The 18,142-nt window shown below is 60.5% G+C and carries 15 protein-coding genes; 8 read left to right on the forward strand and 7 right to left on the reverse strand.

The annotated features are described in order from the left end of the window. Positions 1–4: 4 nt before the first annotated feature. The 7 genes from IM303_RS05105 to IM303_RS05135 all read left to right on the forward strand — a co-directional run bounded on the left by IM303_RS05105 (position 5) and on the right by IM303_RS05135 (position 9,098). Positions 5–463: a TolC family protein gene (locus tag IM303_RS05105; protein WP_227014130.1), complete on the forward strand. Its 459-nt coding sequence runs from the start codon at positions 5–7 to the stop codon at positions 461–463. Continuing rightward, on the forward strand, positions 460–1,593 hold the full coding sequence (locus IM303_RS05110) for an efflux RND transporter periplasmic adaptor subunit (protein WP_193359664.1): 1,134 nt from the start codon (positions 460–462) through the stop codon (positions 1,591–1,593). Before IM303_RS05105 ends, IM303_RS05110 begins: the two co-directional genes overlap by 4 nt. Beyond that, positions 1,590–4,679 (forward strand): efflux RND transporter permease subunit, encoded by a 3,090-nt coding sequence (locus IM303_RS05115; protein WP_193359665.1) that lies wholly within the window; start codon positions 1,590–1,592, stop codon positions 4,677–4,679. Before IM303_RS05110 ends, IM303_RS05115 begins: the two co-directional genes overlap by 4 nt. A 257-nt stretch (positions 4,680–4,936) precedes the next feature. Further along, complete coding sequence (locus IM303_RS05120) at positions 4,937–5,773, forward strand: MipA/OmpV family protein (protein ID WP_227014124.1); 837 nt, start codon at positions 4,937–4,939, stop codon at positions 5,771–5,773. Positions 5,774–5,922: 149 nt separating this feature from the next. Then, the gene (locus IM303_RS05125) at positions 5,923–6,882 is read left to right on the forward strand and encodes an MBL fold metallo-hydrolase (protein ID WP_193359666.1); all 960 of its coding nucleotides are present in this window, start codon (positions 5,923–5,925) and stop codon (positions 6,880–6,882) included. Beyond that, on the forward strand, positions 6,875–8,104 hold the full coding sequence (locus IM303_RS05130; protein ID WP_227014125.1) for a lipid A deacylase LpxR family protein: 1,230 nt from the start codon (positions 6,875–6,877) through the stop codon (positions 8,102–8,104). Before IM303_RS05125 ends, IM303_RS05130 begins: the two co-directional genes overlap by 8 nt. Positions 8,105–8,183: 79 nt before the next feature. Continuing rightward, positions 8,184–9,098 (forward strand): SDR family NAD(P)-dependent oxidoreductase, encoded by a 915-nt coding sequence (locus IM303_RS05135; RefSeq protein WP_370552689.1) that lies wholly within the window; start codon positions 8,184–8,186, stop codon positions 9,096–9,098. A 234-nt stretch (positions 9,099–9,332) separates the two neighbouring features. Here IM303_RS05135 and IM303_RS05140 read toward each other — a convergent pair whose 3' ends face one another. The 7 genes from IM303_RS05140 to IM303_RS05170 are packed head-to-tail and all read right to left on the reverse strand — an operon-like array spanning position 9,333 to position 17,100. Then, entirely contained in the window at positions 9,333–9,947 is a 615-nt protein-coding gene (locus tag IM303_RS05140) for a membrane integrity-associated transporter subunit PqiC (protein WP_193359667.1), read from the reverse strand. Beyond that, on the reverse strand, positions 9,944–11,605 hold the full coding sequence (locus IM303_RS05145; RefSeq protein ID WP_193359668.1) for an intermembrane transport protein PqiB: 1,662 nt from the start codon (positions 11,603–11,605) through the stop codon (positions 9,944–9,946). Before IM303_RS05145 ends, IM303_RS05140 begins: the two co-directional genes overlap by 4 nt. Further along, complete coding sequence (locus IM303_RS05150; RefSeq protein ID WP_193359669.1) at positions 11,602–12,225, reverse strand: paraquat-inducible protein A; 624 nt, start codon at positions 12,223–12,225, stop codon at positions 11,602–11,604. The genes IM303_RS05145 and IM303_RS05150 overlap by 4 nt, the downstream gene beginning before the upstream one ends. Continuing rightward, positions 12,222–12,881, reverse strand: a complete 660-nt coding sequence (locus IM303_RS05155; protein ID WP_193359670.1) for a paraquat-inducible protein A — start codon at positions 12,879–12,881, stop codon at positions 12,222–12,224. The genes IM303_RS05150 and IM303_RS05155 overlap by 4 nt, the downstream gene beginning before the upstream one ends. An 18-nt stretch (positions 12,882–12,899) precedes the next feature. Beyond that, positions 12,900–14,447 (reverse strand): DHA2 family efflux MFS transporter permease subunit, encoded by a 1,548-nt coding sequence (locus tag IM303_RS05160; protein ID WP_104093108.1) that lies wholly within the window; start codon positions 14,445–14,447, stop codon positions 12,900–12,902. Between the two features lie 20 nt (positions 14,448–14,467). After that, entirely contained in the window at positions 14,468–15,628 is a 1,161-nt protein-coding gene (locus tag IM303_RS05165) for an HlyD family efflux transporter periplasmic adaptor subunit (RefSeq protein ID WP_193359671.1), read from the reverse strand. A gap of 14 nt (positions 15,629–15,642) precedes the next feature. Beyond that, positions 15,643–17,100 (reverse strand): efflux transporter outer membrane subunit, encoded by a 1,458-nt coding sequence (locus IM303_RS05170; RefSeq protein WP_370552690.1) that lies wholly within the window; start codon positions 17,098–17,100, stop codon positions 15,643–15,645. An 83-nt stretch (positions 17,101–17,183) separates the two neighbouring features. On the opposite strand from IM303_RS05170, the gene IM303_RS05175 reads away from it, so the two are divergent. After that, positions 17,184–17,798: a TetR/AcrR family transcriptional regulator gene (locus IM303_RS05175; protein WP_047727083.1), complete on the forward strand. Its 615-nt coding sequence runs from the start codon at positions 17,184–17,186 to the stop codon at positions 17,796–17,798. Positions 17,799–18,142: the final 344 nt, after the last annotated feature.

The raw sequence follows: 18,142 nt of genomic DNA on the forward strand, positions 1-18,142 counted from the left end.
TGTGATGGCCGCAGTACTTTGCGTCGGTAGCACTGAGACAATCAACGCTACCAAGTGTTCCCTAGGTGCCAGCCCCGCCTGGAAGCTTGATCTTTGGGGCCGTGCTCGTGCGACGGAAGACGTGACCCGTGACGTCGAGGACGCTCTGACTGCTTTGTCGTCGGCGCAGCAGCGTGTGGACATGCCCCTACAGGATACCGATGTAGCTCGCATCGCCTTGCAAGCCAATGAAGCTCGGTATCGCGCCGGTGCCATCAGCCTGTTCGAGCTGGAGTGCTCGTGTCTGCAGTTAAACAGTGTGCAGGATAGCGCCATTTCGGCTGCTTCTGATCGCGCTCGATCCTGGGGTTCCCTCGTGCGTGCCGCAGGGAATCCGCCGCTGTCTGCGGCGGCACCGGAGCCGCCGGCGACACAAAACATGGCCGACACCCCTATCGCCCGCAACGAAAGTAATCGCAGATGAGCTCAGAACAAGTGCACCCCCGCAATTCGCCCACTCCTGGTCACCTGCGCAGGAACCGGGTCGCGTATGCCATCGGGACCATCGCCGTCGTTGCGGCGGCGATGGCGCTCGTCTTCGTGCAGCGCGATCGGAGCCCGGCCGAAGTTACTCCCGCCGCCACGCCAGCGCTCACCGTGACGAGCGCCGCGCCACGCGAGGTGTCTTGGCCGCTGCAAATCAAAGCCACCGGCGCGATCGCCGCATGGGAAGAAGCCAGCATCGGCTCGCAGATCGGCGGCTACCAACTCATCGACGTTAGCGTCAACGTCGGGGACGTTGTGAAAAAGGGCCAGGTGATCGCCCGTTTCGATCGCGCGCTGTTGGAGGCGGAACACGCGCAACTGAAGGCGAATGCCGATCAAGCGGCCGCCAACCGCCAGCGCGGTCTGGCGTTGCAGCGTAGCAGCGCCATCAGCGATCAGGACGTGCTGCAGCTCGTGACCCAATCCAAGACCGCCGATGCCTTGCTCGCGGCCAATGCGCTACGGCTGCGCTACACCGACGTCAGGGCGCCCGATGATGGTGTCATCAGCGCCAGAACGGCGACCCTCGGCACCGTCGTCCCGGTGGGCCAGGAACTGTTCCGGATGATTCGCCAGGCGCGCCTGGAATGGCGTGGCGAGCTGACAGCCGGACAACTGGCCCAAGTCAAGATCGGCCAGGAAGTCACTCTTGAACTTCCCGACGGCAACACCGCGACGGCGACCGTTCGACAGACTTCGCCCGTGCTGGACAGCGCCTCGCGCCTGGCCATCGTCTATGCCGACCTCCGACCAGGTAGCTCGGCCCGGGCTGGCATGTACGCCAGCGGCAGCCTTGGGCTGGGGAGCGGCGCGGCGTTGGTCGTGCCCGCCGAGAGCGTCGTCATTCGCGATGGGCGCAGCCATGTGCTCGCGTTGGCCGACGCCAGCTCAACGCCCCGGGTGTCGCTGCGAAGCGTCACTGTCGGCCGGCGCAATGGCCGGGAGGTCGAGATCACCGACGGGCTTGGCAAGGATGAACATGTCGTCGTCCAGGGCGCAGGGTTCCTCAAGGATCGTGATCTGGTGCGCATCTCCCAAGGCCGTCCGGCAGGAGCGGCCAAGCCATGAACTTCGCCACCTGGTCCATTCGCAATCCCATACCCTCGATCCTGCTGTTCGCGCTGCTGGCGCTCGCCGGATTGTGGGGATTCCAGAAGCTGCCCACGCAGGACTTGCCCGACCTCGATCTGCCGATGGTTACGGTAGCGTTGTCGCAGCCGGGGGCGGCCCCCGCTCAACTCGAAGCGGAGGTCGCACGCAAGGTCGAGGACGCGCTCGCGACCTTGAGCGGGCTGAACCATCTGACCACATCAGTCACGGATGGCTTGGTGTCGATCCAGGTGCAATTCGTACTGGAAAAGAATCTGTCGGACGCGCTGATCGAGACCAAGAACGCGGTGGACGGCATTCGCTCCGACCTCCCGCCTGATCTGCTGCAACCGACGGTCAGCGCGTCCAACAGCGTCGGTGCTCCGGTGCTCACCTATGCCATCGCTTCCTCCCGTCTTAGCGAGGAGCAGCTTTCCTGGTTCGTGGACGATACAGTCGCCAAGACCGTGCTCGGCGTGTCCGGTGTTGGCCGGTTCGAGCGGCTTGGCGGTATCGAACGCGAGGTTCGGATCGAGGTCGATCCGCTGCGCATGTCTGCCCTTGGCATCACCGCGGCGGATGTCTCCCGAGCGTTGCGCCAGGTACAGCAGCAGTCCTCTGGTGGCCGCGGACAGCTCGGCGGCGAGGAGCAGTCGGTTCGCACGATCGCCACGGTTCGCCAGGCATCGGAGCTTGCGGGCCTGCGGATCTCGCTGTCGAACGGCACGAGCTTCAGGCTGGACCAGATCGCGACCATCATCGATGGTCAGGCTGATCCCACGCACGCGGCCTTGCTTGATGGCAAGCACGTGGTCGGCTTCAGCGTGTATCGCGCCAGGGGCTTTGACGAAGTGCGGCTGGCCGAGGGCGTTCGCGAGGCCCTGGCCAGCCTCCAGCAGGCCGACCCGGCGCTCAGCCTGACGGAGATTTCGGGGTCGGTCGGCCAGACGCTGGAGCAATACGAAGGTTCGATGGCGATGCTGTACGAAGGCGCCATCCTGGCGATGATCGTCGTCTGGCTCTTCCTGCGCGACTGGCGCGCGACACTGATCGCCTCGACCGCGCTACCGCTGTCCATCCTGCCCGCGTTCGCGGCCATGGCTTGGCTGGGCTTCACGCTCAACACCGTCACGCTGCTGGCGCTTGCGGTGGTCGTGGGCATCCTGGTCGATGACGCCATCGTCGAGATCGAGAACATCGAGCGCCACCGGCACATGGGCAAATCGATCCGGAAGGCAGCAGAGGATGCCGTGACCGAGATCGCCCTGGCCGTCATGGCGACCACCATGAGCCTGGTGGTCGTCTTCCTGCCGACCGCCATGATGAGCGGCATTGGCGGCCTGGTCTTCAAGCAGTTCGGCTGGACCGCCGTGATCGCCGTGCTCGCGTCGCTGCTCGTCGCGCGCTTGCTCACGCCAATGATGGCAGCCTACCTGCTCAAGCCCGAGCCGATTCCCGAGAAGGAAGATGGCCGGGTCATGCGCTGGTACATGGCAACGGCGCGCTGGTGCCTGAAGCACCGCAAGACCACCTTGGGCGGCGCGGTCATCTTTCTGGCCGCTTCGCTCGCCCTTGTACCCTTCATCGAGACGGGCTTCATCCCGGCCTCCGACAGTGGCACGACGACCGTGAGCATCGAGTTGCCGCCGGCCAGTTCGATGGCGGACACATTGGCGGTTGCCGAGTTTGCGCGCAAGGCCGTCAGCGATGTCGATGGCATCGCCCACGTCTTCGCCACGGTGGGCACTGCGCAGAGTGCCGGGCCAGGAGGCACGCGTGCTGGCGAAGTTCGGCGGGCGTCGCTCACGCTCACGATGGGGCCGCGTGGCGATCGGCCATCGCAGCAGGTCATTGAGAAAGCTGTGCGAGAGCGCCTGCTCAACGTTGCAGGCGCGCGCTTCGCTGTTGGTGGTGGAGGGCCGGGTGAGAAACTTTCGATCATCCTCGCCAGCGACAATGCCGAGGTGCTCAAGGCGAGCGCAGAGGCGGTGGAATCCGAACTGCGCAACGTCAAGGGCCTCACGGGCATCGCCTCCACCGCGAGCCTGGAACGTCCCGAGATCATCATCCGCCCCGACCCGGAGCGCGCGGCCGAGCGTGGCGTGACGACCGCAGCGATCGGCGACGTGGTACGGGTGGCGACGAGCGGCGATTTCGATTCGCAGGTCGCGCGCCTGAACCTGGACAACCGGCAGGTCTATATCCGTGCGCGCATTCCCGATGCAGCACGGCAGGACATTGACACGATCGGCAACATGCGTGTTCCGGGCCGCGACGGGCCGGTGCCACTTGCCAGCGTTGCCAGTCTGTCCGTGGAGAGTGGTCCTGCGCAGATCGACCGGCACGACCGCCTTCGCAACGTCACCATTTCGGCTGACCTGGGGGGCACCGCACTCGGAACGGCGCAAGCGGCAGCCGCCAACCTGCCGTCGATCAAGTCCCTTCCGTCCAGCGTGAAGGTGGTCGAGGCCGGCGATGCAGAGATCGTTGCCGAACTCGGCGCGGGCTTCGGCATGGCGCTCGTGGTCGGTGTCCTGTGCATCTACTGCGTGCTGGTGCTGCTGTTCAGGGACTTCCTCCAGCCCATCACCATACTTTCGGCCATACCGCTGTCCATCGGTGGTGCGTTCCTCGCGTTGCTGGTCACGCGCAGCCAGTTGAGCGTGCCTTCAATGATCGGGCTGGTCATGCTGATGGGGATCGTCACCAAGAACTCCATTCTGCTCGTCGAGTATGCGGTCATCGGCATGCGCGATCGCGGCTTGTCGGTTCACGACGCCTTGCTGGACGCGTGCCACAAGCGCGCGCGCCCCATCGTGATGACCACCATCGCAATGATCGCCGGCATGTTGCCCATCGCGCTGGGGCTTGGCGCGGATTCGAGCTTCCGCCGGCCCATGGCCATGGCGGTGATCGGCGGCCTGATCACATCGACCGCATTGAGCCTGCTCGTCGTGCCTGCGGTATTCCTGTACGTGGACAAATTCGAGAAATGGCTGGCATCGCTCGGGTTCTTTCGACACGCCGAGCGCGCAACCGCCGGCGAGGGGGCGCTTGAACGATGACACAGCAGCCTTCGCCACGATGCGGCACTCCCGCAGCACGTCCGTCGCATCCCTGCATGGCGAGCAGCGTGTGGCCGGACTGGTGCGAGACGACGTCGGGTCGTCAAAGCGAGATGGAAGTCAGGCAGACGGTGGAGTGCGGCCATCTGCCGATGGTCCGCGAGCCTATCGGCGCAGTTCGATGGCGCGGTCTGCCAGCAGCCGTTCCCCTGCATGGGGAGAGGCATTTTTCACGTTCTCCTTGAAAGGGATCAATCATGTCATCACGCCTTCATTGCGCAGCCCGGCTGCGACGCCATCCGTCTTATGCAGCGTTGCCGATTCTGGTCGCTGGCATTTTTTCCGCTCCAGCCGCATTTGCTCAGACCGACGACACGAAGAAGTCCGCGAGAGGCCAGGCCATGGCCGAAGCCGAGCGCAGTGAATCGACGTGGGGGATCGGCGTCGCCGGTGGCATGCAGTACCGGGTTTACCGGGACTTCGATAACCGCGTGCGTGGCTTGCCGATGATCACCTATGAGAACAAGTGGATTCAGGTGGCCGGCCCTGGCCTGGACGTCAAGCTCCCGTCGTTGGGGCCGGTGTCTTTCAGGCTGCGTGGCCGGTATCTCATGGAGGAGTTCGATTCTGGCGACTCGCCGTACTTCGCGGGTATGCGTGACCGGGATTCCAGCTTCTGGGTCGGCGGTGCCGCCATCTGGCGCACCGGCATTGCCAACCTGTCCGCCGAAGTGCTGACCGATGCCATGAGCAACAGCAAGGGAACGCGGGCGACGCTGCAGATCGATCGGCGTTTCACCGCAGGTCCGATCGGTTTGACACCGCGGCTCGCGGCCGAGTGGGTGGACAGCAAGTACGTGGATTACTACTACGGCGTGAGGTCGGACGAAGCGCAAAGCTGGCGTCCGGCCTACAGCGGCAGTTCCTCGGTCAATACCGAAATCGGACTTCGCGTTGACTGGCAGCCTGTGCCCAAGCACACGGTGTTCCTCGATATGGGCGCCAAGCACATGGGCAGTTCAATCCGCAACAGCCCGCTGGTCGAAAAGAGCACGCAGTACGGCGTGGGACTCGGCTACCAGTATCGGTTCTGAGAAAGCGATTCATGGCATGGCCCGTTGTGGGCTTTTGCCGTGTTTGGGATTTGACTCGAAATGAGCGGGACGCAGGGCATTGGGAATGTGTGCTGGCGGGCCACTTCCAACTGCGTTCATCTCGATCTTCTTTTGTGAGAGGGGTAGCTATGGCAACTCGCAATGGCTCCAGACGTTTCAGGAATCTCGACGGCAGCGCGGCTCCCGGTACGGTGGTGCCGGCATTTCGCATGTTGGTCCTGGACAGCCTTGCCGGGCGTGGCCGTGGTGTTTCAAGAAAAGCACCCGTCCCGCGTATCGAGGCCGACCTCGCAGGGATCGCGATTCCGCCGGGACCGGGCGAAGGCGCTCGCCTTACCTGGATTGGACATGCAAGCTGGCTGGTACAGCTAGAGGGCAAGTCGCTTCTCATTGATCCGATCTTTGGCGACCTTGCCCTGGGGCCAGGGGGGCGCAATGTTCCGGCCGGCGTGTTGCCCGAGCATCTACCGCCCATCCACGCCGTGCTGATCACGCACAACCACTACGATCACCTCGATCTTCCCTCCGTACAGCAGGTCGGTGCGCCGGTAATCGCCGGTCTGGGCATGCAGGCGTTCCTGGCGAAGAAGGGCATTCCCGCAAGCGAATTGGATTGGTGGCAATCCATCGAACTTGGCTCCACCAAGGTGTCGTTCGTGCCTGCTCAGCACTACAGCCGTCGAGGCCTCACCGACGCCAACGAAACGCTGTGGGGCGGATTCGTTGTCGAAGGGCCATCCGCCTGCGTCTATCACTCGGGCGATACGGGATATTTCGACGGCTTCCGGGAAATCGGCCGTCGCTTTCCGGCGATTGACGCGGCGCTTCTCCCGATCGGCGCCTACGAACCGGCTTGGTTCATGCGGGCGCAACACATGAATCCAGAGGAAGCTGTCCAGGCCTATCTGAACCTGGGTGCGCGGAGCTTTTTCGCCATGCACTGGGGGACGTTCAAGTTGACCTACGAACCGCTCGATGAACCTCCGGTTCGCCTGGCGACGGAGTGGGAAAGACTTGGGCTGAATGCATCAGGAAAGCGGGTTCTCGCCGTTGGCGAAACCGCAGAAGTGCGACGTCCAAATGAATAAGCCGGCTCTACAGCGGCGGTCCGCGCCGTCACGTGCTGCAACGCCGCGCCGACAACGCTTCATCGACGGCGCATGCGAGCCGGTCATGTGCCAGACAGAAATGCCCGAACTGGAGACGCTGTGCTCCGTTCGCCTGGCGGCGAAGCGCTCTGGCCGCTTGCCACATGTAGCGAGTGAATCCCCTGCGTGGAAAGGCTGGATGGCGATTGGGGCAATGCTCTGGAGTGGCTCGGCGCTGGCTGAGGAGCGCTGCGACCGCAAAGGCATTGCGGCCGAATCCACGGTGAATCTGCGGATCGATAACGATATGTTCGGCGGTCTCGGGCAGGACCAGGGCTACTCCAATGGCTTCCTGCTCACGCTGGTTTCGCCGAACCTGATCCACCGTGCGGACGACCCGTGCCTGCCCGATATCGCCAGACGGTTGAACCACGCGTTTTCCGGCTTGCAGCCTGGCGGGTTCGATGAGTTGAACATGACCATCGGACTCGGTCAGATGATGTACACGCCTACCGACCGCGAGCCGCGCGAACTCATTGCAGACGACCGGCCTTACGCTGGCGCATTGATGTTCAGCGTGGGCTACAACGCTCGAAAAGGCGACGACCTGCGGACTTCGCAACTACGGTTGGGCATCGTGGGGCCGGCTGCCAAAGCCGGAGAAGTTCAGGACTGGTGGCACGGCGTCATTGGCGTGGACAGGTTCAATGGCTGGGACAACCAACTACACAATGAACCCGTGGTCCAGTTCATTCACGAGCGGCGCAAGCGCTTCGCGTTGCAGCAGCCTGCTGGCCCATGGCGGTGGGATGCGATCGCCCATTGGGGCGGCAGTCTGGGCAACTTCGCCACCTACGCCAATACCGGGATTGAGTTTCGGTTCGGCTACTTGCTGCCGGACGACTTCGGTACGGCGCCATTGCGGCCGGCGGGTGAAAACACATCGCCGATCCGCACGAGCCCGACACAGGGCTGGCGCGGCCACTTCTTCGTCGCTGCCGATGCGCGTTGGGTCCAGCGCGACATCACGCTTGACGGCAATACCTTCCGCTCCAGCCACAGCGTGGACAAGCGCCCACTGGTTGCAGATATCGGCTTCGGTTTCGCATTGACCCATGGCCACTGGCGCTTCGCCTTCGCGCGCTACCACCGGACCCGCGAGTTCGATGGACAGCGCGAGCGGCCGGCCTTTGGGAGCTTCACCATTGGCAGGCGGTTCTGATGGAAGAAATCGCGTTCTCGCTGCAGCGACTAGACCGTCGCGCAGATGGTCTGACCCAAGAAGAAACGAGGTGGAACCCGTGAACTCGCAGTATGTCGTCGTGATGACCGGAGCCACAAGTGGCTTTGGTGTATTCACCCTCCAGGATCTCGCCGTTTCTCCTGACACGAGAGTGATCGTGGGCGCGCGAGGAAACAACCGCACAGTGCCGAAGGGCGTCGAGGTGCTCCCACTCGATCTTTCCTCTCTGGCCAGCGTCCGTGACTTTGTTGGTGCCGTGATACGGCAGCTCGGTGACAAGCGCATCGACATCCTTATCCTCAATGCCGGCCTGCACGGCACGGCCGCTGATAAGCGAAGCGCTGAGGGCTATGGCCTCACGTTCGCGGTCAATCACCTTGCCCACTATCTGCTGGCGCGGCTCCTGCTGCCGCACATTGCCGAGCAGGGCCGGGTGGTGATCACGTCGAGCAACATGCACAACCCACCCATCAAGGCGATCGGCCCCAAGACACTCGACCTTCAGGAGTGGGCGCATCCGTCAAAAGGCGGGGCGGGCGACGGCATACGCTCCTACACGGCCTCGAAACTGTGCAACCAGATGACGGCACTATCCTTGGCCCGGCATGACACGGTGGTGGCGCGCCAGATCGAGGTCATCGCCTTCAACCCGGGCCTAACGGGTGGCGCTGCCGGCCGCGAGGCGTCTGCGTTGCAGAAGGCGCTCCTTGGCATCGTGATGCGCACGATCTTCCCTCTGGTCGGTCTCTTCCGCCCCGAGTTCGTGATGAATGCGCCCGAGCACTCGGGTCGAATGCTGTCCGACGTGGCGCTCGGAACGCTTTCCCTGCCGGATGGACGCATTTACATCTCCCTCGTCAAGGGTAATCCCACCTTTCCCGATCCCTCGGAGCTGGCTCGCGACCGTGAGGCCCAGGAGCGCTTGTGGCGCGAGAGTGCCGTGATGGTGGGCTTGGAGGAGTCGTCTGCATGAGCTTCTCAAGAGGGCCGATTCGCCCAATAAACAACCAAACTGGGAGTTTCTTGTCGTGGACAACCTGACTCACACTTTGGTCGGCGCCGCTTTGGGGCAGGGCGGGCTTAGTCCCAGATGCTATATCGCGATGTCGGATTGAAGATTCAAGAGAAACCTTGCTTGATGTAGGTGCTCACCTCGTTGAATTAAGCCTAGTCTTCTGGAGGAACACAGGGTTTTAAGTTATTACTACTACTGCCGATCCGTGCAAAGTCCTTGGCGTGAACGTTCCCACGCACGAGCGTTGGTCGCAATTCTTTTCGCAAGGGCTGCGATCATACGTTGTTGGGCTTGAACCATTTCAGCATAGCCACCTGGTGCAGGCTCCCCCAATTGGCTACGGCAAATTAGTCGTGGTTTTCCCTGCTCATTCGCGAAGCTCAAACTCCAGTCGGCATCGAGCTGAACCCGCTGTCCGGGCCAGGCATCGAGCCGCCGAAGCTGGAGCTTGATCCTCATTACAGGCTTGGCAGAGGGCGGGGGCAACCCCGCAGCATCTTGAGTGGCCAACTGATGTGTCAGCGCCGACGACAAAGCACTGCGAATTTCGTCATCGAATGAGCCAGTCCAACGCTCGCCATCAAGGACGACGGCGCCTGTGCCGCCCTGGCGCACCACCAGTTGCGACTGGTCGTACTGTGACGGGATGCCAACAGGTAACACGTCAATCACGAAAGGAGCAGGTGGCTCCGCCGTCCCTGTTCCTAAAGACGGTGCGAGAAGCGTGTAGTAATTGATCGGCGCGGAGGTGCAAGCATTCAGGAGCAAGGCAAGCACGGCAGGCCCAAGAAGACGGAAATAATTCATCGAAGGGGTTCCTGTGAAGCGGTTGTCCTGTCAGTTCCTGTTGGTGGCGAGGACTGATCAACTGGTCGGCCACGCAGCAGGGATTCAGGATGCCTGCTGAGCATGTCGGTGAGCACACGCAGTGAGCGTGACGCCCGCTGCACCTCCTGTAACGTCTGGCCCAGGTTTTGCTGCAATGGTGCATCCTCAGCCAGTGCACCTTGTGCAGCTCCGAAGATTTGCTGAGCCTGCAGTAAGGTACGAGTGGTTTGTGGCAACGTCTGGGCATTGACTTGCTTCAGGGTCTTATCCAATTCTGCCAGTGTGGTATCGAGGTTGCGCCCAATCGAGTCGAGCGGCATCTTCTCGATCTTGGCGACGATATTGGCCACCTGCGCCTGCAAGTGATCGAAACTTCCACTGATCGTGGGAACAGTTAGTGGCCGTGCCGATACGTCAATCGTTCTTTTCGGGGCATTCGGAAAAAATTCCAGCGAAACATAGAGCTGCCCGGTCAGTAGATTGCCCGAGCGCGCTTGTGCTCGGAGACCATGTTGGACCATATCACGCAGAAACTGTGCAGCTTGTTGTTCGGTATCTGTACCCGGCAGCTTATCTAGCAGACGTCCGAGCCGTTGGGGGTACACCACGATGCCAACAGTCGTGGGAAAGCGACGCGTGCTCGGATCGTAGTCGAGGTCTATGGAGACAACCTTGCCCAGATCTACCCCTGAGAATTGCACGGGAGCACCGATGGACAAGCCGCGTAACGACTGATCGAAGCGTAGCTGGACATACTGCGCCGGACCATCCGGCGGCGCCATGGCGCTGGCCTGGTCTGGAGAGAGTGTGAACTGCGCATATTCAGGCGCTTTTTCAACATTATCCTGGGTGCGCGGGAGGGCGGCGAAGGCAATCCCGCCCGCAACAATCGTGGCCACGGATTGCGTTTTGAGCTTGAGCCCGTCGGCACCCAACGAGACATCTACCCCACTGGCGTTCCAAAACCGGGTGTCGGTAGTGACGAAGCTGTCGTAGGGTTCGTCGACGAAGACCTGCAAGCTGACGTGATTGCCATCATCATCAAGCTTGTAGGAGGCCACACGGCCCACCTGAATGCGCCGATAGTAAACCGGCGAGCCAACGTCCAACGATCCCAGATCCTCGGTATGCAGGATAAATGACTTCCCGGGCATTCCACCAATCACCGTAGGCGGCATTTCAAGGCCGGTAAACACTTTGCTGGACGCCTGCTCCGATCCTGCATCAACTGCGATGTATGCACCAGAAAGCAGTGTATCGATGCCTGATACCCCCCCGGTTCCGATGCGCGGGCGGACGACCCAGAACCGCGTGTCCTTGCGTGTCAGACTCCCCGCGCTCTTGGCCAATGATACCGTGGCGACCACGTGTGATCCATCGTCACTCAGCGTTATCGCCGTTACCGCGCCCACAGTCACGTCCTTGTATTTGACCGGTGTTTTGCCAGCCTCCAGTCCCGCCGCCGTGCGGAAGGTGATGGTGATTTCGGGACCCGCCGATAGCCAAGCATGCGCCAGCATGGACAGACCGATCAGTGCGGCCAAGGCTGGCACCAGCCAAACTAGCGAAATTCGCCAGCGGCGTTGGTTCACAGTGGGATAGCGTGGTTCTTGCGTCTGTGTGCGCACGTCGTTCATTCCTTGTCACCATCCCATATTAGGCGAGGGTCGAAATTCATGGCCGAGAGCATGGTCAGAATCACCACCATGCCAAAGAAGAAAATTCCAATGCGTGGCTCGATATCACTCAGGCCCGGGAACTGGACCAATGCGGCAATTACAGCTACCACCAGTACGTCGAGCATTGACCAATAACCAATCAACTCAACGAGGCGATAGAGCTTGGCGCGCTCGCGCCTGGCCCAGCTGCTGCGTTGCTGTGAAGTCATCAGTAGCAGTCCGAGGACAAGAAACTTGGTGCAAGGGACTGCCACGCTAGCGATGAAAATAACCACGGCGATGCCGTAAGATCCTGATTTCCAGAATTCGATGACACCGTCCATGATGGTGCTGTCGGTCCCGCTGCCGAGTAAGCTGGTATACATAACTGGCAACACGTTGGCCGGGATGTAGAAGATCACACCAGCGATCAACAAAGCCCAGGCGCGTGCAATGCTGTCGGGGTGTGTGCGATGCAGTGCTACCCCGCAGCGCGGACAACGCGCACGCCCGGCATCAGCGGGCGTGTCCTTGCAGACCAGCCCGCAGGTATGGCAGCCGAGGACGCCCAGCTGTCCTGCGCGAGGCGGCGGGGTCATACAAGTGCCGCCTTGCGCGGCCGGTTGTATTCAGTCAGGTCCCACAGCCAATGGACGTCGCGGTTGGCGATCAACGTGATCAGCAGCATCAACCCGGCTGTAGCCCAGATACCCGGTCCAGGGGCCACTTGGAGAAAACTAGACAGTTTGATGACTGCCACCAAAATGCCGAGTAGACCGACCTCGATCATGCTCCAGGGGCGTAGCATGACCAGTATCCTCATTGCCTGCGCGAAACCTGGTGCGCGACGTCCCATGCGAGCATAAGTCAGTACCCAAGCCAGCAGACCGATCTGGATGAGTGGCACCACAATGATCGATATTGCCGTCGGCACTGCGATGGGAGAGGCTGGCCCGTGCGCGAGCGCCGCCGCCGACTGCCAGAGCGTGGCCTCGTTGTGCAACCCCTGCAGACTGATGCGCACGACTGGGCACACGTTGGCGATCACGGCCAAGATGGCCGCGGTGAGGGTCAGCGCCAGCCAGCGATCGACATCGAGACGGTTGGCACGGTAGAGAATGGCGGCGCATTGGTCGCAGCGTGCCACCTCGCCCGAGGTCAGAGCGATGCGCCGGTACACGCTATCGCAGTGCTCGCAGACAACGAGGTCCGGAAACACCGCGAGGCTCTCGGAGACATATAGTTTCTTTGTCAAAGTCGCATACCCGTCTTTCTAGTGGCCGCCGCTCATGTCAATGGGTCCCTTTGGTCTCGGAGAGAACCAGATCAATGCGGCTGCGAAGGCGAAACAGATGGCAATCGCGGCGAACATATTGAGCGTAGCTAGCATGACGCTCTGGCCCTCGACGATGCTGGTCAACATGGCCGTGGCGGCTTCCCTCGACATGCCGCTTGCCATCATGCCGTCGAGGGTAATCTGCCCTTGCGTCATCGCGCTGGCCAGCTCGGTTTGGTTTTCACGTGTCGCGCTAGCCCAGCCGGTCTGAACTATCGAGGTCGCGAATGCGCCGGCGAGCGTGCGCATGAAGTTCGAGATCCCGGCGGCGTCGGCCTGTTCCTCTGCCTTGACGCTGGCCATGCACAGGCCGGTGACGGGAATGAAGAACATCATTAGGAATGGTCCCGTTAACAGCATGGGCCACGCCATTTGGAGGAAGGTGATGTCGGGCGTGAATCCCACGCGCCATGCGGATATGCCGCCTAGCCCCAACACTCCGATCGATACGATTAACCGAGGGTCAAGCTTTCCGGCGACCTGACCGATAACGGGTGAACTAAGTACCGCGAAGATACCCATGATTCCAGTGGCGTAACCTGCCCATGTGGCGGTGTAGCCCATGTTTTGCTGCAGCCAAAGCGGGATCAGAACAATGCCCGCGAAAAATGCACCGAAGGCAACGGAATAGGTCACGGAAGCAGCGACGAAGCCGCGATGGCGAAACACCTGCAGATTAACGATGGGGTTTTTCTCAGTTAGTTCCCATATCAAGAAGGCGACAAAGCCGATTACTGCAATCACGGCAAGCACGCGGATTTCTGTTGCAGCGAACCAGTCATGGTTGCGGCCTTCATCAAGCATGATTTGGAGAGCACCAACCCACACAATAAGCAGGCCAAGACCCACTACATCAATCGGAGACTGGGTGACCGTTTCCTGCTGGCCTCGCATCAGGTACAGAAGTCCAAGGCCACCGGCGGCAGCAACCGGCACATTGATGAAGAATATCCACTCCCACCCGATGTTATCGGAGATCGTGCCGCCAAGAATGGGGCCGGCGATCGGTGCGACTGTGGTTGTCATCGCCCATATGATTGTCGCGATTGTCGCCTTCTCCGGTGGGAAGATACGCAGCAGAAGAGTCTGCGACAGGGGAATGATCGTGCCACCAGCCAAACCCAGGAATATGCGCCCGGCGACGAGCATGCCAAGCGTGCCCGACAGGCCACACACTAGCGAGAGCACGCCGAAGGCCAGATAAGAGGTAATGAACACACGATAACCACCGAAGCGGCGCATGAGCCACCCGGTAAGCGGCACAGTAATCGCTTCGGCCACTGCGTAGGAGGTGATAACCCAGCTTGCCTGGCTGGACGAGACCCCTAACCCGCCGGCGATATGGGGGATCGAGACGTTGGCGATAGTGGTATCCAGTACGACCAAAAAATTGCCCAGCCCGATCAGGATAGCGGCGAGGATGAGTTTCCCGCCCCTTAATGACCGGGCGGTTGGATTTTCATGCTGAGACATGGAATCAACCATTATCGTCTGGTTCCTCGCAATCAGTTGGAAACGTCGATATCGGCGGTCATAGACAGACCGACACGAAGAGGATGCTCTGCAAGTTGTTTGGGATCGAGTGCAATCCTCACTGGCAGGCGCTGGACGACCTTGATCCAGTTGCCGGTTGCGTTTTGCGCCGGCACTACAGAAAAGGCCGAGCCGGTACCGCCGGAGAAACCGACGACTTTGCCGTCATACTTAACGCTATTACCGTAGAGGTCTGAGGTGAGCTTAACTGACTGGCCAGGCTTAACCTTCCTGAGTTGACCCTCCTTAAAGTTAGCGTCCACATAGCTGGCGTGGATCGGGACCACGACCATCAACATTGCACCAGGCTGCACACGCTGACCAACCTGCACCTGGCGACGGGAGATGATCCCATCAACGGGTGCACGAAGAATGGTGCGTTCGAGGTCGACCTGAGCCTGCTCCCGTGCAGCACGGGCTGCCAGCACCTCGGGATTGGTGTCAGGTGTACTCTTGTCTATAAGTGCCCGGTTGGCGTCACGGTTCCCGATGGCAGTGGCACGATTGGCCGCGGCCTGCGTACGGGCTGCTTCAGCAACTCTCAGACTGGCGAGCGCAGTGCTGTAGGCATTGCGCGCTGTCGTCAACTCTTCGCCTGAGACGGAGCCCGACTCAGCCAAGGCGTTGCGGCGGTCAAGATCGATTTTCGCTCTGGCAAGGTCAGCCTGTGCAGAAGAGACCTGCGCCTGGGCGCGCACTTCGTCGGCAGCCCGTGCCGCTATTTGCGCGTCAAGGCCCCCATCGGTGGCAATAAGTCCGCGCACGCGGCGCTCGGTTAACGCCAGTTGCGCTTCGGCGCGTGCTAGCGCGATTCTGGCATCCGTATCATCCAGTCGAATAAGAACGTCGCCCTGCCGCACGGGCACAGCGTCATCCACCAGCACTTCGCGTACAGGACCACCGATCAGTGGCGTCACTTGCGCGATATTGGCCCCAACGTAGGCGTTGTCGGTTTCAGCATGACGGGATGCGACGAAAAGATCATATGCGTAATAGCCACCACCGAGCGTAGCAACGCTCGCCAGCAGGCCCAGAAATAGCCGCTTTCTCTTGGAGTTTTGCGTTCTGCTATCCGCAGCAGTATTGTTTGCAGCGGGAACATCTTGTTCAATGGTGTTGGTGGACTCAGACATGGCTCGGATTTCCTTCATGAGCGATAGCCGCCACCGAGCGCACGGATGAGGGCGATCTTGAGGACAAGGGCGCGGCTTTTCAGAGACGCAACCGTGCGGCGGGTGCTGATGAGGGCGTCTTCGGCAGCCAGCACATCAAGATAGGTCGCAAGGCCGCCACGATAACGATTGCTGGCAACGAACCATGCGGCACTGGCAGCGCGCTCTGCCTCCTGTGCGTGGTCAAGCCGCAGGTCCAGCGCGCGTGTGCTTGTGGCTGCATCTGCCACATCTCGCAGCGCCTGCGTTAATGCGCCGTCATACTGAGCAACGGCCACCTGGTAATCGGCTTCGGCGGCACGGTACTGTCCGCGCAAACGCCCGCCGTCGAAGATCGGCAAACTGATGGCCGGGCCGACTGTTCCAAAATCGGAGCCTGACTCAAACACATTTCCAATGCCGAGAGCCTGCAGGCCAATCAGACCTGTCAGATTGACGTTTGGATAGAAGGCCGCCCTGGCTTCCTTGATCTGGCTCGCAGCAGCTTCTGCCCGGAGCCGTGCGGCAATGATGTCAGGGCGTCGTCCGATTAATTCGGCCGGTAGATTGGCTGGCAGGCCGAAGCTGACAGTAATGGTCGCGCCCGGACGCGATATAGTCAGTCCGCGATCAGGGCCAGCCCCAATCAGTGCTGCAATCCGGTGACGAGTGAGGGATAGGGATTCATTCTGTTCAGCCAGATCGCCCTGAGCTGTGGCGAGTGCTGAACGGGCGCGCTCAACCGCACCTTTATTTTCCAGCCCTTGCTTATTACGACCCTCTATCAGTTCCAGTGTGCGCTTACGCACTTCAATAGCATGTTCGGCGGCATCATGTTCGGCATAATCTCCGGCCAGAACTCCGTAGGCGCTGGCGATGCCTGCTGACACAGCCAGACGAGTGGCCGCAGCTTCGGCACCTGTTGCTTCGGCTTGTGAGCGCGCTGCTGCTAATGCAGCGCGGTTGCGGCCCCAGAAGTCGAGCTCCCAGGTAAGATTGAGGGTTGTCTGACCATAATCACGCCAGCCCTCGGGCAGCCCACTTGCCGGGGAAAGATAGTTGTAGCTTTGCTTGCTCGATCCGACCTCACCATTTGCTGTGACGGCGGGAAACAACCGACTCCCGGTCTCCTGAACGAGTGCTTCGGCACGGGCAAAACGTGCTGAAGCCACGCGCAAATCGGTCGCTCCCTTCAATCCCTCGGTGATCAGTGCATTGAGCTGGGCGTCGCCAAATTCTTCCCACCAGCGATCCGAGGGCCAAACCCTCCCGGGTGCGGAAAAGCTTGTTGAACTCGCGAAGCTTTCTGGCCCTGCAGGCACCACGTCATTTTTTTGTGGCATGGGAGCACAGCTGCTTAGCATGAGCACAACCACAAAGGCGGTGACCCCTCCCGACGCCGTGGTCCGCCATCGGAAATTTGACGACACCATAATATGTCTCTTTATAACCATACTGTATGGTCATTTTAGATATATGATCTTGCAGGTGTCAATGCAAAATCGTACAGTGCTGTATGAAAAAAGTGAGGCTTTGAATGAGAGTAAAGACAGACGATCGTCGTAAGGCGATCCTTGATGTGGCAATCGAGATTTTTCGCGAGGTCGGTTATGCGCGCGCCAGCATGGCGATGATCTCAGCGCGAATCGGAGGATCGAAAGGCACCCTGTATGGTTACTTCAAATCCAAGGAAGCGTTATTCGCTGCTGCCATGATGGCAGTTATGGAAAAGCAGGCAGATGAACTCATGGCGCTGCTTGACCTTTCCGAACCGAATGTTTCACTGGCACTTCGGCGTTTTGGTGAGGCCCTGCTTGCTTTGCTGACTTCTGCAGATACGCTTGCCATCATGCGAGCTGCCATTGCCGAAGGGGCAAATTCTACGCTGGGAGCCATTCTCTACGAGATGGGGGCCGGGCGAGCGTGGGAACAAATGACAAACTATATTGCTCGTCAGCAGGAGAATGGTGTGATTCGTCCGGTAGACGCTCGAGTAGCCGCGGCGCATCTAAAGGGTTTGATAGAAATCGGATTTATTGAACCATTGTTATTTGGTGCTCAACCCTGGTTTACACCAAAGGAAGCTGTAGCAACAGCGGTCGATGTGTTCCTTCGGGCTTATGGCAGTGGCAGCAACGACGGAGGACAGTAACCATTGTTCTCGGTCTGACCTTCTCATCGCAAAGCCCAAATTCAGAGCGAAAGAGCACAGGTCACCACCGACAACATGCTGCCCGGAACCTTCGTCACGGTACAGCAGTAGGTGCCGATACCTGTGTCGCTGTAAGACCCGTATTCTCGTGCACCACTGGCGATCCGTGTACCTTGCCGCCCGGGCTAGGCTGGAGTCGTTTCGTTGCTTTAGTCCATGCGATATTGCTGTGGCATTGCTCTTCCATGAACAATCTTGTTTAATCAGAGTCGCCATGCACCGTCATGATCACCACTGAGTTTCAGTTGGTATTATGTTCGGCAATGGCAGAAAACGGCTATTGC

The sequence above is a fragment of the Enterobacter cloacae complex sp. P38RS genome (assembly GCF_014930775.1).
GTDB classification, from domain to species: domain Bacteria; phylum Pseudomonadota; class Gammaproteobacteria; order Enterobacterales; family Enterobacteriaceae; genus Enterobacter; species Enterobacter bugandensis.